The sequence below is a fragment of the Streptomyces sp. YIM 130001 genome (assembly GCF_003574445.1).
Lineage (GTDB): Bacteria > Actinomycetota > Actinomycetes > Streptomycetales > Streptomycetaceae > Streptomyces.
Genome location: NZ_KZ984555.1, coordinates 56,558 through 69,496, shown reverse-complemented (window position 1 = coordinate 69,496; position 12,939 = coordinate 56,558). Strand labels below are relative to the sequence as shown.

14 protein-coding genes and 2 pseudogenes are annotated in these 12,939 nt (G+C 72.5%); 8 read left to right on the top strand and 8 right to left on the bottom strand.

Annotated features, from left to right (window positions below):
• Positions 1-72 precede the first annotated feature (72 nt).
• Both DSC45_RS15855 and DSC45_RS15850 read left to right on the top strand, forming a co-directional pair.
• The gene (locus DSC45_RS15855) at positions 73-1,401 is read left to right on the top strand and encodes an RNA polymerase sigma factor (protein WP_119291823.1); all 1,329 of its coding nucleotides are present in this window, start codon (positions 73-75) and stop codon (positions 1,399-1,401) included.
• An 83-nt stretch (positions 1,402-1,484) separates the two neighbouring features.
• Positions 1,485-2,378: a hypothetical protein gene (locus DSC45_RS15850; RefSeq protein ID WP_119291375.1), complete on the top strand. Its 894-nt coding sequence runs from the start codon at positions 1,485-1,487 to the stop codon at positions 2,376-2,378.
• Positions 2,379-2,405: 27 nt separating this feature from the next.
• On the opposite strand, the pseudogene DSC45_RS15845 reads toward DSC45_RS15850, so the two are convergent.
• Positions 2,406-2,846 (bottom strand): annotated as a pseudogene (locus tag DSC45_RS15845) (response regulator transcription factor); the annotation flags it as partial.
• Between DSC45_RS15845 and DSC45_RS15840 the strand changes: the two are divergent.
• Positions 2,830-3,072, top strand: a complete 243-nt coding sequence (locus tag DSC45_RS15840) for a hypothetical protein (protein WP_162929237.1) — start codon at positions 2,830-2,832, stop codon at positions 3,070-3,072. The pseudogene DSC45_RS15845 and the gene DSC45_RS15840 overlap by 17 nt on opposite strands.
• A 21-nt stretch (positions 3,073-3,093) precedes the next feature.
• Here DSC45_RS15840 and thrS read toward each other — a convergent pair whose 3' ends face one another.
• The 5 genes from thrS to DSC45_RS15815 form a co-directional block, all read right to left on the bottom strand.
• Positions 3,094-4,452, bottom strand: coding sequence for a threonine--tRNA ligase (gene thrS / locus DSC45_RS15835; RefSeq protein WP_119291372.1), 1,359 nt, complete (start codon positions 4,450-4,452; stop codon positions 3,094-3,096).
• A 223-nt stretch (positions 4,453-4,675) separates the two neighbouring features.
• Positions 4,676-6,214 carry an isocitrate lyase/phosphoenolpyruvate mutase family protein gene (locus DSC45_RS15830; RefSeq protein WP_119291370.1) on the bottom strand — a complete coding sequence of 513 codons (1,539 nt, stop codon included), beginning with the start codon at positions 6,212-6,214 and terminating at the stop codon, positions 4,676-4,678.
• Between the two features lie 121 nt (positions 6,215-6,335).
• On the bottom strand, positions 6,336-7,259 hold the full coding sequence (locus DSC45_RS15825) for an RNA polymerase sigma-70 factor (protein ID WP_119291368.1): 924 nt from the start codon (positions 7,257-7,259) through the stop codon (positions 6,336-6,338).
• Positions 7,260-7,299: 40 nt separating this feature from the next.
• Entirely contained in the window at positions 7,300-7,773 is a 474-nt protein-coding gene (locus DSC45_RS15820) for a carboxymuconolactone decarboxylase family protein (protein ID WP_119291366.1), read from the bottom strand.
• A 96-nt stretch (positions 7,774-7,869) separates the two neighbouring features.
• The gene (locus DSC45_RS15815; protein WP_119291364.1) at positions 7,870-8,490 is read right to left on the bottom strand and encodes a TetR/AcrR family transcriptional regulator; all 621 of its coding nucleotides are present in this window, start codon (positions 8,488-8,490) and stop codon (positions 7,870-7,872) included.
• A gap of 168 nt (positions 8,491-8,658) precedes the next feature.
• Here DSC45_RS15815 and DSC45_RS15810 point away from each other — a divergent pair, with 168 nt between their 5' ends.
• Genes DSC45_RS15810 through DSC45_RS15805 form a run of 3 tightly spaced genes read left to right on the top strand, consistent with a single transcriptional unit; the run spans position 8,659 to position 10,214 of the window.
• Positions 8,659-9,597: a DMT family transporter gene (locus DSC45_RS15810; protein WP_119291362.1), complete on the top strand. Its 939-nt coding sequence runs from the start codon at positions 8,659-8,661 to the stop codon at positions 9,595-9,597.
• Positions 9,598-9,639: 42 nt separating this feature from the next.
• Complete coding sequence (locus tag DSC45_RS36370; RefSeq protein ID WP_240434660.1) at positions 9,640-9,798, top strand: hypothetical protein; 159 nt, start codon at positions 9,640-9,642, stop codon at positions 9,796-9,798.
• Positions 9,732-10,214, top strand: a complete 483-nt coding sequence (locus tag DSC45_RS15805) for a mycothiol transferase (RefSeq protein WP_240434659.1) — start codon at positions 9,732-9,734, stop codon at positions 10,212-10,214. Before DSC45_RS36370 ends, DSC45_RS15805 begins: the two co-directional genes overlap by 67 nt.
• Before the next feature lie 116 nt (positions 10,215-10,330).
• Here DSC45_RS15805 and sodN read toward each other — a convergent pair whose 3' ends face one another.
• Positions 10,331-10,726 (bottom strand): superoxide dismutase, Ni, encoded by a 396-nt coding sequence (sodN, locus tag DSC45_RS15800; RefSeq protein ID WP_119291361.1) that lies wholly within the window; start codon positions 10,724-10,726, stop codon positions 10,331-10,333.
• Between the two features lie 301 nt (positions 10,727-11,027).
• Here sodN and sodX point away from each other — a divergent pair.
• Positions 11,028-11,459 (top strand): annotated as a pseudogene (sodX, locus tag DSC45_RS15795) (nickel-type superoxide dismutase maturation protease); the annotation flags it as partial.
• On the opposite strand, the gene DSC45_RS15790 reads toward sodX, so the two are convergent.
• Positions 11,387-12,061 (bottom strand): CGNR zinc finger domain-containing protein, encoded by a 675-nt coding sequence (locus DSC45_RS15790; RefSeq protein ID WP_119291359.1) that lies wholly within the window; start codon positions 12,059-12,061, stop codon positions 11,387-11,389. The pseudogene sodX and the gene DSC45_RS15790 sit on opposite strands and share 73 nt — an antisense overlap.
• Positions 12,062-12,151: 90 nt before the next feature.
• Here DSC45_RS15790 and DSC45_RS15785 point away from each other — a divergent pair, with 90 nt between their 5' ends.
• Complete coding sequence (locus DSC45_RS15785) at positions 12,152-12,913, top strand: class I SAM-dependent methyltransferase (RefSeq protein ID WP_119291357.1); 762 nt, start codon at positions 12,152-12,154, stop codon at positions 12,911-12,913.
• The last annotated feature ends 26 nt before the right edge of the window (positions 12,914-12,939 follow it).

Below are 12,939 nucleotides of genomic sequence, written 5' to 3'. Positions count from 1 at the left end.
AAGCGCACGAGCACCCATGCCCACGGCGCGGGGTGCTCGACGCATGCGCCCGTGCACAGCACCATCGTCGGCATGACGAACGAAGGCGCAGGGCGCCGGCGCGGGCACACCGGGCCGGGTGCGGACGCCGCACGTGGCGCGGGGGCGCCCGGCCCGGAGTCCCCCGAGGGGCGCGGGCCGTCGCGGACCGAGGCGCTGCTGCGGGAGCACGCGCCACAGGTGCTCGGCGCGCTGGTGCGTCGGTACGGGCACTTCGACCAGGCCGAGGACGCGGTGCAGGAAGCCCTGTTGGCCGCCTCCGGACAGTGGCCCGAGCAAGGAGCGCCCGACAACCCCCGCGGCTGGCTGATCAAGGTGGCGTCCCGCCGGCTCGTGGACCAGCTCCGCGCCGAGCAGGCACGCAGGCGCCGCGAGGAGAGTGCCGCCGCCCTGTCCGTACGGGATCACGACACCGACCCGGCACCGGGCGAGAGCCGCGCGCCGTCCGAGGACGACACACTGACCCTGCTGTTCCTGTGCTGCGACCCGTCGCTCACCCCGGCCGCACAGGTCGCCCTCACCCTGCGGGCCGTGGGCGGACTGACCACCGCGGAGATCGCCCGCGCCCATCTGGTGCCCGAGGCGACCATGGCCCAGCGGATCAGCCGCGCGAAACAGAAACTCAAGGGCGCCCGCTTCCGGCAGCCCGGACCCGACGACCGCGACGCACGCCTTGACGCCGTACTCAAGGTCCTCTACCTGATCTACAACGAGGGGCACACCGCCACATCCGGCACCGACCTGCACCGGGCCGAACTCGCCCGCGAGGCGATCCGGCTGACCCGTGCCGTGCGCACACTGCTGCCTCAGGAGGGCGCCGTGGCCGGCCTGTTGGCCCTGATGCTGCTCACCGAGGCGCGCAGCCCGGCCCGTTGCGGCGCCGACGGCGCACTCGTCCCGCTCGACGAACAGGACCGCACCCGCTGGGACGCCGCCGCCGTCGAGGAGGGCCTCGGTCTCGTCCGCGAGGCCCTCGCCCGTTCCCCCGTCGGCCCGTACCAACTGCAGGCGGCCATCGCCGCGGTGCATGACGAGGCGAAGCGTTCCGAGGACACCGACTGGCCCCAGATCCTGGGCCTGTACGACGTGCTGGTGCGGCAGATGCCCGATCCGATGGCCCGGCTCGGCCGCGCCGTGGCGGTCGCGATGGTGCACGGACCCGAGGCGGGCCTGACCGAGGTCGACGCGCTCGGCGGTGAACTCGGCGGCCACCACCGGCTGTACGCGGTGCGCGCCCACCTCCTGGAACGGGCCGGCCGCGACGCCGAGGCCGGCGCGGCGTACCGGTCGGCCGCCGAGAAGACCCTCAGCGCCCCGGAGGCGGACTATCTGCGGAGCCGGGCGCTGCGCCTGGGCGGCTGAGCGCGCCCGACTGCCCACCAGTCCGCCTCTGACCAGGGGCCTTGGGTGATCAACGGCGTTGCGCCCGCGATAGATTGCGCGGCATGTCGATACCGAATCCGTACGGGCAGAACCCGAACCCGTACGGGCAGAACCCCAACCCGTACGCGCCCCAGCAGCCTCCGCAGGCGCCTCAGGTCCCGCAGCCGAACCCGTATCAGCAGGCGCCGGGCGCGGTATCGCCGAACCCTTACGCGCAGCAGCCGGCCCCGGGCGGTCAGCCCCTGCAGCCCGCCGGCGTCCCGCCGCAGCCCGGCGCCCGCCGTTCCGTGCCGGGCTGGCTCTGGGCCGTCGGCGGCGCGGTCGTCGCCTCCGCCGTGTGGGGCGGGCTGCTGTTCACCGGCACCGTGGGTTCCGGCGAGAGTTCCGGCACGGCGGGTGCCGAGGCGGACTTCGCCGGTCACGCCTTCCAGAAGGACATGTGCGAGGTCACCGGGCTCGAGGCGTTCCAGAAGCGCTACACGCTGCTGGAATCGTCCGAGGGGGCCCGGAACCAGTACGCCTCCCGGCAGAAGGGCCTCGACCGCTCGTACTGCAGCCGGTCCCTGCGGGACCGTGACGCCGGCAAGGACGATCTGGCGAGCACCTACGTCTATTCGTCCGCCGAATGGCACAAGAACACCGATCCCGAGGGCGAGTTCGCGTCCCGGCAGCGCGGTTACGAGGACCAGTCCGAGGACACCTACGCGTACAAGACCACCGCGGTGGACGGGATCGGCGACGAGGCGTACCTGATCGCCGAGCAGCGCGGGACCGACAAGGACACGGTCGGCGGCCTGACGCTGGCCGTGCGCGAGGGGCACTTCACCTACGAGATGCGCTGGAGCTGGTTCGGCGGAGGCCCGGACGACAAGGCCGATCCGCCGCCCGCCGAAGAGGTCGAGAAGATGCTCACGTCCGACACCAAGGCGGTCCTGGCGGCGATGAAGAAGAGCTGAACGCGGCGTACCGGCAACGGAGTCGGGTCACCGGGTGGGCGAGACGAGACCCGCCTCGTACGCGATGATCACCAGCTGGACCCGGTCGCGCGCGTCGAGCTTGGCGAGCAGCCGGGTCAGGTACGTCTTGGCGGTGGCGACGCTGAGGTGCAGACGGTCCGCGATCTCGGTGTTCGACAGGCCGCTGCCGACCAGGGTGAGGACCTCACGCTCCCGGACGGTGATCGCGTCGAGCGTACGGGCGGCGACGCCGCCACGGCCGGTCCCGCCGCCCACCGGCCGGCGTGCGAACTCGCGGATCAGCCGGCGGGTCACACCGGGCGCGAGCAGTCCGTCCCCGCCGGCGACCACCCGGACCGCCGCGAGGATGTCGTCCAACGCCATGTCCTTGACCAGGAATCCGGCGGCGCCCACGCGCAACGCCCCGTACACGTACGCGTCGTCGTCGAACGTGGTCAGGACGATCACCTGCGGGATCCTGGTCGTGCTGCCGCCGGTGTTCAGCGACGAGCGGCGCTGGTCGGCCCTGGTCAACCACGCCCAGCCGTTCATGGCGTGGAACCGCCTGACCGACATCCCCTACGAGGCCGCCGCCCTGCCGTGGTCCGCCGCGGGCGCGTGGTGCGTGTACGCGGTCTGGGCCGTCGCCGCGGCGGTGGTCACCGTCGAGGTGCCGCACCGCCGCGACCACTGACCGCGTGCCGCGCACGGGTGCTCATGCCACCGCGTCGCCCCACAGCCGGGTCTCGTGGGCGCGTACCAGGGCGTCCACTTCGGCGACGAACTCCGCTACTGGCAGCGGCGGGAGGCGGCGTCCGTCCCGCAGGCGTACGGAGACCTGGCCGGCCGCCGCCTCCCGGCCGCCGATCACCGCCTGGTACGGCACGAGTCGGGCGTCGCGGATCCGGGCGCCCAGGCTGCCCTGTCCGGCCGGAGCGAGTTCGGCGCGCAGCTCGCGCTCCTCGCAGCGGGCCAGGAGCTCGCGGGCGGCCCGCTCCTCCGGCTCGCCCTCGGAGACCGGGAGTACGGCGACCTGGGCGGGTGCCAGCCATGCCGGGAACGCGCCGCCGTGCACCTCGATGAGGTGGGCCACGGCCCGCTCCACACTGCCGATGATGCTGCGATGGACCATCACCGGCCGGTGCTTGGCGCCGTCCGCGCCGATGTAGTGCAGGCCGAAGCGTTCGGGCTGGTGGAAGTCGATCTGCACGGTCGACAGGGTGGACTCGCGGCCCGCCGCGTCGGCGATCTGCACGTCGATCTTCGGGCCGTAGAACGCGGCCTCGCCCGGCGCCGCCTCGTAGGCGACCCCTGAGCGCTCGAGCACCTCGGTGAGCAGGGCCGCGGCCCGCTCCCACATGCCGGGCGCGGACACGTACTTGCCGTCGCCGCTCGCGCCGTCGTCGGGCAGCGAGAGGCGGAAGCGGGCCGCTTCGATGCCGAGGTCGCGGTACGCCTGCCTGATCAGGGCGAGCGCGGACGCCGCCTCGTCGGCGGCCTGTTCCAGGGTGCAGAAGATGTGTGCGTCGTTCAGCTGGATCGACCGTACGCGGGTGAGCCCGCCGAGCACCCCGGATGGCTCGGAACGGTACATGCCGCCCAACTCGGCCATGCGCAAGGGGAGTTCGCGGTAGCTACGGGAGCGTGAACGGTAGATCAGGGCATGGTGCGGACACAGGCTCGGCCGCAGCACGACCTCGTCGCCCATGCCTCCCTCGGCGCTTTTGAGGGCCATCGGCGGGAACATGTCGTCCCGGTAGTGGGACCAGTGCCCGGAGATCTCGTACAGCTCGCGCTTGCCGAGGACGGGTGAGTACACATGCCGGTAGCCGGCCCGCCGCTCGGCCGACCGGATGTACTCCTCCAGGCTGTGCCGGACAGTCGCTCCGTCGGGCAGCCAGTACGGCAGTCCGGCGCCCATCAGGGGGTCGGTGCCGAACAGCTCGAGTTCGCGTCCCAGTCTGCGGTGGTCGTGGGGGTTGTCGACGGCGGCAGGGGGCTGGTCCGCCACGGGACCGTCGTGCCGGGCGTCGTGCGCGACGTGCTCGTCGTTCAGGGCGGGGTGCTCGTTCATGCGGGGTCTCCTCGCGGAAGGGAGCGAGTGACCGCACGGCGAAGCCCCGGGGCACTCGCCCCGGGGCTTCGAACCAAGAAAACTCTCAGCGCGCCGGGACAGTGTCCGGCGTCGTCGTGATCGACACAGCGCGCTTCATGGCTCGAACGTAACAGCTGCCCCCGGCCGGCGGCCACGTCTTTGCGTCACGCCGGCCCGGTACCCGCTGCACGGCACCGCTCGGTCAGCGGGCCAGGTGCTGTACGTCGGCGTACGGGAGTGGGTCCGGGCCCGGTGGCCGGTGGCTGTCGCGGACGGCGGTGGCCGTGGTGACCGCGGCGGCCAGGGCACTGCGGTAGAGCAGCGAGCCGAGGCTGATTCTGCGTACCCCGCACGCGGCCAGTTCGGCGACGGTGGGGCCGGTGGGCGAGTACAGGACGTTCAACGGGGTGACCAGGCCCGAGACCAGCCGGACGATCGCGTCCCGATCCGTGAGGCCGGGGGCGAACACCCCGTCGGCACCGGCCTGTTCGTACCGCGCGAGGCGCTCGGCGGTCTCCTCCCGGCGGGTGCCGAGCCAGTGGGTGTCCGTGCGGGCGTTCACGAACAGACCGGGCGCGGCGGCCTTGGCCGCAGCGATCTTCGCGGCGTGCAGGTCCACCGGGGCGAGGGTGCCGTCCGGGCGGCCGTCCTCGATGTTGATGCCGGAGGCTCCCGCTGCGTGGAGCTTCCTGGCCAGTTCGGCGACCTCGGCCACGTCGTCGCTGAACCCGCCCTCGGCGTCCACGCTGAACAAGAACGTGTCCTGGCCGAGGAGCCGGGCCAGCGACAGGGTCGCCCCAGCGGTCGCGGCCTCCCCGTCCCGCAGGCCTGCAGCCGCCGCGACACCGAGGCTGGTGGTCCCGACGGCGGCGAAACCCGCTGCCGCCAGAGCGGCGGCGGAAGCGTGGTCCCAGGCGTTGGGCAGCAGTAGTGGAGCATTCCGGTGGTGGAGAGCGGCGAACGGGGTGAGCGGCCGCCCGAGGAGCCCGTCGGCCAGGGCGAGGGCGTGGGTGCGGCCGGGGCAGACGCGCGGCGGTGCGCCGAAGGCCAGCGGTACGGGGTGCGTGCGGCCGGCGGTCGCCACGTCCAGGAGCACCAGGTCGCCCTCGGCGATGTCGCGGCCGCCGAGCCGGGTGGCGAGGGTGGCGAGGCGTCGCATGGTCCGCACCGGGGGAGTCCGGCGGAGTACGTGGGCGAGCGGCACGGCGTCGGCGTCGGCGTCGGTGTCGGCGTCCGCGGCCTCGACGAGCGCGGCGGTCGCCTCGCACGCCTGGACGAGGAGGCCGATGCGCTGGGCGCCGGACTCGAGGGGGTCCGCGTCGGCGGCCTCCGGGGCGAGGAGGCGCACCAGGCGTTCCACCGCCGCGTCGGCGGCCGGGTCGGTGCCTCGGAAGTAGGCACGGGACACGACGACGTCCTCGGCCACCGTCGCCGGATCCGGCATGCCGAGGGCCGTGGCGAGGGTGCGCACTACGCGGGTGCGAAGGTCGCCCGGCGGCGCTTCCGTGGCGGCTCGGCGTAGCAAGTCAGCGTCCAGTGAGGCGAGTTCGGCCTCGACGAGGGCGCGCCTGCGGCGATGCGCCGCACCGGTGCTGAACCGGGCCGCGGTGGCGCGCAGCCAGCCGACACTCGCACCGGTCTCGCCGCCGTCGGTGGCCGGGAGCTCCGGGGCGAGCGCGGGGTCGGCCAGCGCCGCGCGCACGTCGTCCGCGCGATCGAACTCATGCGTCGTCTGCGTCATGTCCCGACGCTAGACCGCACATACTTCGGCCCCGCCCGAAACGTCGCCGAGCCGGGACGCCTCCCCACGCGCCCGGCCCCGCCCGCCCCCGTCGGCGTCCCCGGCGTCTCGCCCGCCCCCGTCAGCGCCCCCGGCGTCCCGCCCGCCGTACCTCGTCGTTGACGGCCCAGGCGTCCGCCACCAGCCCCACATGGCCGAGCTTGTCGGGGTTGATCACCGCGAGGATCGACCGGATGTGCCCGTCGGCCACCTCGAGGGCCAAGGTGTGCAGCACCCGGCCGTCCCGGTCGCGGAAGACCGCGCCCGGCAGGCCGTTGACGTCGTGCGGCTCGAAGGTCACACCGGCCAGCGCCATCCGGGGATACGCCGTGGCCAGCAGCCGCGCCACCGGGTCCGCGCCGGTGACGGCGCGGGCGAGCGCCGGGGCTTTGCCGCCGCCGTCCCCGACCATCGAGGCGTCCGCGGCGAGCAGTTCCCGCAGTACGTCGACGTCCCCGTCGGTGAGCGCCCCGAAGAACCTGGCCGCAAGCTCCCGCCGCTCCTCGCGGGCCGCCTCGAAGCGCGGCCGTCCGGCGTCCATGTGCCGCCTGGCCCGTACGAGGAGCTGCCGGCAGGCCGCCTCGGACCGGCCGACCGCCGCGGCGACGTCGTCGAAGCCGAAGGCGAACACCTCCCGCAGCACGAACACCGCCCGCTCCGCCGGACTCAGCCGCTCGAGCAGCAGGAGCGCCGCCAGCGACACCGAGTCGGCCAGCTCCGCCGACCGCTCGGGGTCCTCGTACGGGTCGGTGAGCAGGGGTTCCGGCAGCCAGGTGCCCACGTACGACTCGCGCCGCATCCGGGCGGAGCGCAGTACGTCGATGGAGATCCGGGTCACCGTGGTGGAGAGGAAGGCTTTGGCCGACGCGGGGCGGGTCGAGGAGAGGTCGTAGCGCAGCCAGGTCTCCTGTACCGCGTCCTCGGCCTCGCCGACACTGCCCAGGATCCGGTAGGCGATCGAGAACAGCAGTGGCCGCAGCTCCTCGAACTCCTCGACCTTGCTCACGCCGAACTCCCTCTCGTAGAAGCCCCGTTGTGGGCCCTGCTCAGTGGAACTGCCCGGGTTCGTAGTCGCCCGCCGGCTGCTGGGTGATGATGTTCATCCGGTTCGCCGTGTTCATGAAGGAGATCAGTACCACCAGGGCGGCGAGTTGATCCTCCGGGAAGTGCTTGGCGGCCCGCTGCCACACGTCGTCGCTCACCCCGCCTGCCGCGTCCGCGACCCTGGTGCCTTCCTCCGCCAGGTCGAGCGCGGCACGTTCGGCCTCGGTGAAGAGATTGGCCTCCCGCCAGGCCGCCACCAGATTCAGGCGCGTGGCGCTCTCGCCCGCGGCGGAGGCGTCCTTGGTGTGCATGTCGATGCAGACGGCGCAGCCGTTGATCTGGCTGACCCGCAGCGACACCAGTTCCTGTGTCGCGGCCGGGAGCGGCGATTCCTTGACCGCCCTGCCCGCGCCCATCAGGTGCTGCATGACGGTGCGGGCGGTCGGGTCGCCGAAGAAGTCGAGACGCGCGTTCATGGCGTACTCCAGTGTGCTCGTCGGTGGTCGGTCGTACCCCCTTGGACGAGACAGTCCCGCGCCCTGTGACACGACCTCCGCACACACCCGGCGGCGTCACGCCGAGTGCGTGGCACGACCCCCGCGCCTACGCCCCTCCCGCGGCCGGGAGTCCGCCGCGGCCGCGAGCAGTACCCGCGCCTGCTCGCCGGCCTCGGTGACGGGCTCGTCGAACACGTGCAGTCCGTGGGCGACCAGGGCGCCTTCGTGGAGCAGCATCAGCGCCCGGCCCAGCGCCTCGGCCCGGTCCGGGTCGACGTCCTGCGCGATCCGGGTGAACAGGGCGAGCATCCACTGCTTCTGCCCGGTGATGATCGGGTGGGCCGGGTGGGAGGGTTCGCTGATCTCGGCGTGGGCGTTGACCATGCTGCAGCCCTTGGCGCTGTGCTCCGCCACCCAGGCGCGCGAGGCGTCGAAGACGGCCAGTACGCGCGCCACGGGATCCGTGCCCTCATGGTCCGCGTCCGCGAGCCGGCGGTCGAGGAACGTGCGCCAGCGCTCGTCCCGGTCCGCCAGGTACTCCACGACGAGCTGCTCCTTCGACCCGAACCGGTCGTAGAGCGTCTTCTTGGTCACCCCCGCCTCGGCGGCGATCAGGTCCACCCCGACGGCGTGGATGCCGCGCTCGTAGAACAGCTTTCCCGCGGCTTCGAGTGCGCGCCGGGCCGCCGGTGTCATCACGATCCGCGGCGGGCCGTCGCCTCCGCCCGCGCCCGCCCCTGCGCCTGTGCCTGCGCCCGTCCCCGTGCCTGCGCCGGTGCTCCTGTCGGTACCCATGGCATCCACTATACCGATCTGTATAGTCGAAGCAGAGGTATACCGATCTGTTTACTTGGAGGGGTCCGCGTGAACTTCCTGCTCTCGGCCGCTTTCGTGCTCTGCTGGAGTTCCGGTTTCATCGGGGCCAAGCTCGGCGCGGGGAGCGCCCCGGCCGTCACGGTCCTGATGTGGCGGTTCCTGCCGCTGGCCGTGGTCCTGGTCGCTGTCGCCGTCTTCGCCCGAACTGCCTGGCAGGGCCTGGCAGTTCGGGACGTGGCCCGACAGGCCGTGGTCGGCGTGCTCTCCCAGAGCGGCTACCTGCTGACCGTCTTCTACGCGATCCGGCTCGGGGTCTCCAGCGGCACCACCGCCCTGATCGACGGCATCCAGCCCCTGGTCGCCGGCGCCCTGGCCGGCCCGCTGCTGCGGGCGTACGTCTCGCGCAGGCAATGGCTGGGTCTCTGCCTCGGGGTGGGCGGTGTCGCCGTCGTGACCACGGCCGATGCCGCGGCCGGAACGGCAGTTGCGGGATGGGCCTACCTGATACCGCTGCTCGGGATGTTCTCCCTGCTGGCAGCCACCTTCCTGGACGGCCGCTCCCGCACCCGGGTCCCGCCCACGGTGGCGATGACCATCCACTGCGCCACCAGCGCGCTCGTGTTCACCGCGCTCGCCGCGCGGTCCGGTGCCGTGGTGCCGCCCGGCGAACTCTCGTTCTGGCTCGCGGTCGGCTGGCTCGTCGTCCTGTCGACCTTCGGCGGGTACGGCCTGTACTGGCTCATCCTGCGCCGCTCCGGGGTCACCGAGGTCAACACCCTGATGTTCCTGATGGCGCCGGTCACCGCGGTCTGGGGCGCACTCGCCTTCGGCGAACCCTTCGGCATCCAGACCGCCCTGGGCCTGGCCGTCACCCTCGCCGCCGTCGCCATCGTCCGCCGCGCGGCCCCACCCCGAGCGCCGACCGCACCCCGCCAGTCCCGCCACCACCATCTCAGGCGGTTGACGCACAGCGCGGACCGCTCGTAGTGAACCGCTGCCGTACCCCGCAGACCGCGCTACGTTCACCGAATGCGGCAGGCACCCGAACAGGCACCGGCGCCTCTCGACGGCCCGGGTGCCGACGTCTCCGACGCGGGCGAACTGCTCCTCGGCCACCTGGAGTGGTATCGCCAGGCGTTGCTGCGGAAGACCTCCGGCCTGGCGACGATCAGCTCCGGGCGCCGGTAGGACCGCTGGGCCGGTCCCCGCTCGGCCTGATCCAGCACCTCGGATGGGTCGAACGGCGTTGGATGCGCTGGGGATTCGCCGCCGAGGAGGTCAGGGCTCACCCGGCGGGCGGAGACGAGGCGGAGTGGGGAGTACCCGCGCACCGGGATGTCTCGGAGGTCATGGCCGCGTACCGCGAGGAAGTGGCGGTGTCGACCGCCCTGGCCGAGTCGGCCGTCCTGGCCGAGTCGGCCGTCCTGGCCGAGTCGGCCGGCCTGGTGGACAGGGCCCGCCTCGGGGCCGCTTCCGGAGCCCCGAACAGGCGCCCTCGCTCGGCCGAATCCTCTTCCACTTCCACCTGCTCCAGGAGTACGCACGCCACGTGGGACATCTGGACGTTGCCCGCTAGCTCATCGACGGCGAGAGGGGCCGAGTGACGGCAAAAGACCGCACCCGGTCCGTGCGGCGCCGGTGAGGGCGTCGCGCGGACCGGGTGCGGTCAGGTGGTCGATGCGGCCCGCGTGAACCGCGGTCCGGACGGACCGGCCGCAGATCAGGCCTTCTTGGTCTCCCAGAAGATCTGGTCGATCTGGGCGATGTAGTCGAGCGCCTTCTGGCCGGTGGCCGGGTCGGACGAACCCTTCGCGGCCGAGAGGGCCTTGAGGGTGTCGTTGACCAGCTGGTGCAGCTCCGGGTACTTCTCGAAGTGCGGCGGCTTGAAGTAGTCGCTCCACAGCACCGAGACGTGGTGCTTGGCGAGCTCGGCGCGCTGTTCCTTGATGACGATGGCGCGCGTCTGGAACTGGGCGTCGTCGTTGCCGGCCATCTTCTCCTGGACGGCCTTGACGGACTCCGCCTCGATTCGGGCCTGGGCGGGGTCGTACACGCCGCAGGGAAGGTCGCAGTGGGCGCTGACCTTCACCTTGGGGGCAAACAGGCGGGAGAGCATGGAGCTGTCCTTCCTCGTGATCGTCTTCTCAAGGGCGACATTACTCCGTGGGAGGCGGGTTTTCGCGAGGGGCCCCTTGGGCTTAGGACAAAAGTCCAGGGGCGGATCCGGACTTCTCGGAGGGTTCGGGGAGAGCCGCGATCCGCGGGCGCGTGTTACGTGTGGCGAGGTCCGTGTGCCGGGGCGCGCGGGTCCGGTGGGCGCTGAGGGGGCCGTTGTGCGCGGTGGATCCGTGCCGGGGGCGCCCGGCCGACGGCCCGAGGGCGCACACTGGTTGCAGGATCGGACCGGGAGGTGCCGGATGCGGGAATCAGGGGTGGAGCCGGGGCGGCCCGACGAGGCACGCAAGCCGTTCGGCCTGGCCGAGGTGCACGGGCCCTCGATGGTGCCCACCCTGCGCCACGGCGACCAGCTGATCGTCCGCTACGGGGTGCGGGTGCGCCCGGGGGACGTGGTGGTGCTCCGGCACCCCTTCCAGCAGGACCTGCTCGTGGTGAAGCGCGCCGTGGAGCGGCGCGAGGGCGGCTGGTGGGTGCTGGGCGACAACCCGTACGCCGGCGGCGACAGCACGGACTACGGCACAGTGCCCGAGGAACTGGTCCTGGCCAGGGTCGGCATGCGCTACCGGCCGCGCAGCGCCGAACAGCGGTCCCCGCTGCGCTATCTGCTCTGGGTGCTGTCCGCGGTACGTCCCGTGCTCGGTGACCGGTCGGCGGCCTCCCGGGTCTCTGCGGCGTCCCGCGCCGGGCGCTCCTCGCGCTCTTCGCGTTCCTCCCGCTCCTCGCGTTTGCGGGCCCGGTAGGCGGCGACGTTGGCGCGGGTGGCGCAGCGGTCGGAGCAGTAGCGCCGGGACCGGTTCGTCGAGGTGTCCAGGTAGGCGTTTTGGCAGGGGCTCGCCTCGCACAGGCCGAGGCGGTCGACGCCGTACTCGGTGAGGTGGAAGGCCAGGCCCATCGAGGCGATCGCGGCGTATCCGGCGGTGGCGTTGGACGGGTGGTCGGCGAGGTGCATGTGCCACAACGGCCTGTCGTCGTCATCCCGGTGGTCGTGCCCCGAGATCTGCGGGCTGACCGGGAATTCGAGCAGCAGGGAGTTGAGCAGGTCGACGGCGAGCGTCTCCTCGCCCGAGTCGGCCGCCTCGAAGACGGCGCGCAGGCGGCCGCGTACGGAGCGGAAGCGGGTCACGTCCGCGTCGGCGGCCCGCCTGGCCGCGGACGCGTTGCCGCCGAACAGGTCTCTGACCGCGTCCACCGTGGTCAGGGAGTCCGTGCCGCGGCCCGGTTCCTCGCTGTTGACCAGGCGCACGGCGTAGTCCGAGTAATGGGCCAGTTCCACTTGTAGTCCTTACGGAGGCGGGCTAGGGTCGTCCATGTCTTGGTAATGGGCGTTCTTACGTCCAGGGTATTACGAGGTGGAGGCGTTCCGATGACGGAAACCACTGCGGGAACCGACTGGCTCGCCTGGCAGGAAAGCTGGGACCGGCAGCAGGAGTGGTACATGCCGGACCGCGAGGAGCGGTTCCGGGTGATGCTCGACATGGTCGAGGCGACGGTGGGCCCCGAACCGAGGGTGCTGGATCTCGCCTGCGGTACGGGCAGTATTACGGACCGGCTGCTCAAGAGGTTCCCGAACGCCACGAGTACGGGTGTCGACCTCGACCCCGCGCTGCTCGCGATCGCCGAGGGGACGTTCGCCGGGGACGAGCGGGTCACGTTCGTCACCGCCGACCTCCTGGATCCGCAATGGCCGCACGCGCTGCCGCACGACTCCTACGACGCCGTACTCACCGCCACCGCGCTGCACTGGCTGCACGCCGAGCCGCTGGCCGGTCTCTACGGCCGGCTGGGCCAACTCGTGCGTGACGGTGGCGTGTTCATGAACGCCGACCACATGCGCGACGAGGCGACCCCGCGGATCAACGAGGCCGAGCGCGCCCTGCGCGTCGCCCGCCGCGAGGCCGCGCAGTCCGCGGGTGCGCTCGACTGGGCCCAGTGGTGGGAACTCGCCGCCGAGGACCCGGTGCTCGCCGGGCCGACCGCGAAGCGGTTCGAGATCTACGGGGAGCACGCGGAAGGCGACGTGCCGTCGGTCGAATGGCACACCGGCACGCTGCGCGAAGCCGGCTTCGCCGAGGCCCGCGCGGTCTGGGCCTCGCCCGTGGACGCGCTGGTGCTTGCGCTGAAGTGACGTGTGGGGGTGGGAGGTTGAGGCCG

Coding starts and splice junctions, on each gene's coding strand:
- DSC45_RS15850 (WP_119291375.1), top strand. CDS start 1,485: ATGTCGATACCGAATCCGTACGGGCAGAACCCGAACCCGTACGGGCAG.
- DSC45_RS15830 (WP_119291370.1), bottom strand. CDS start 6,214: ATGACGCAGACGACGCATGAGTTCGATCGCGCGGACGACGTGCGCGCG.
- DSC45_RS15855 (WP_119291823.1), top strand. CDS start 73: ATGACGAACGAAGGCGCAGGGCGCCGGCGCGGGCACACCGGGCCGGGT.
- DSC45_RS36370 (WP_240434660.1), top strand. CDS start 9,640: ATGCGGCAGGCACCCGAACAGGCACCGGCGCCTCTCGACGGCCCGGGT.
- sodN (WP_119291361.1), bottom strand. CDS start 10,726: ATGCTCTCCCGCCTGTTTGCCCCCAAGGTGAAGGTCAGCGCCCACTGC.
- DSC45_RS15815 (WP_119291364.1), bottom strand. CDS start 8,490: ATGACACCGGCGGCCCGGCGCGCACTCGAAGCCGCGGGAAAGCTGTTC.
- DSC45_RS15820 (WP_119291366.1), bottom strand. CDS start 7,773: ATGAACGCGCGTCTCGACTTCTTCGGCGACCCGACCGCCCGCACCGTC.
- DSC45_RS15785 (WP_119291357.1), top strand. CDS start 12,152: ATGACGGAAACCACTGCGGGAACCGACTGGCTCGCCTGGCAGGAAAGC.
- thrS (WP_119291372.1), bottom strand. CDS start 4,452: ATGAACGAGCACCCCGCCCTGAACGACGAGCACGTCGCGCACGACGCC.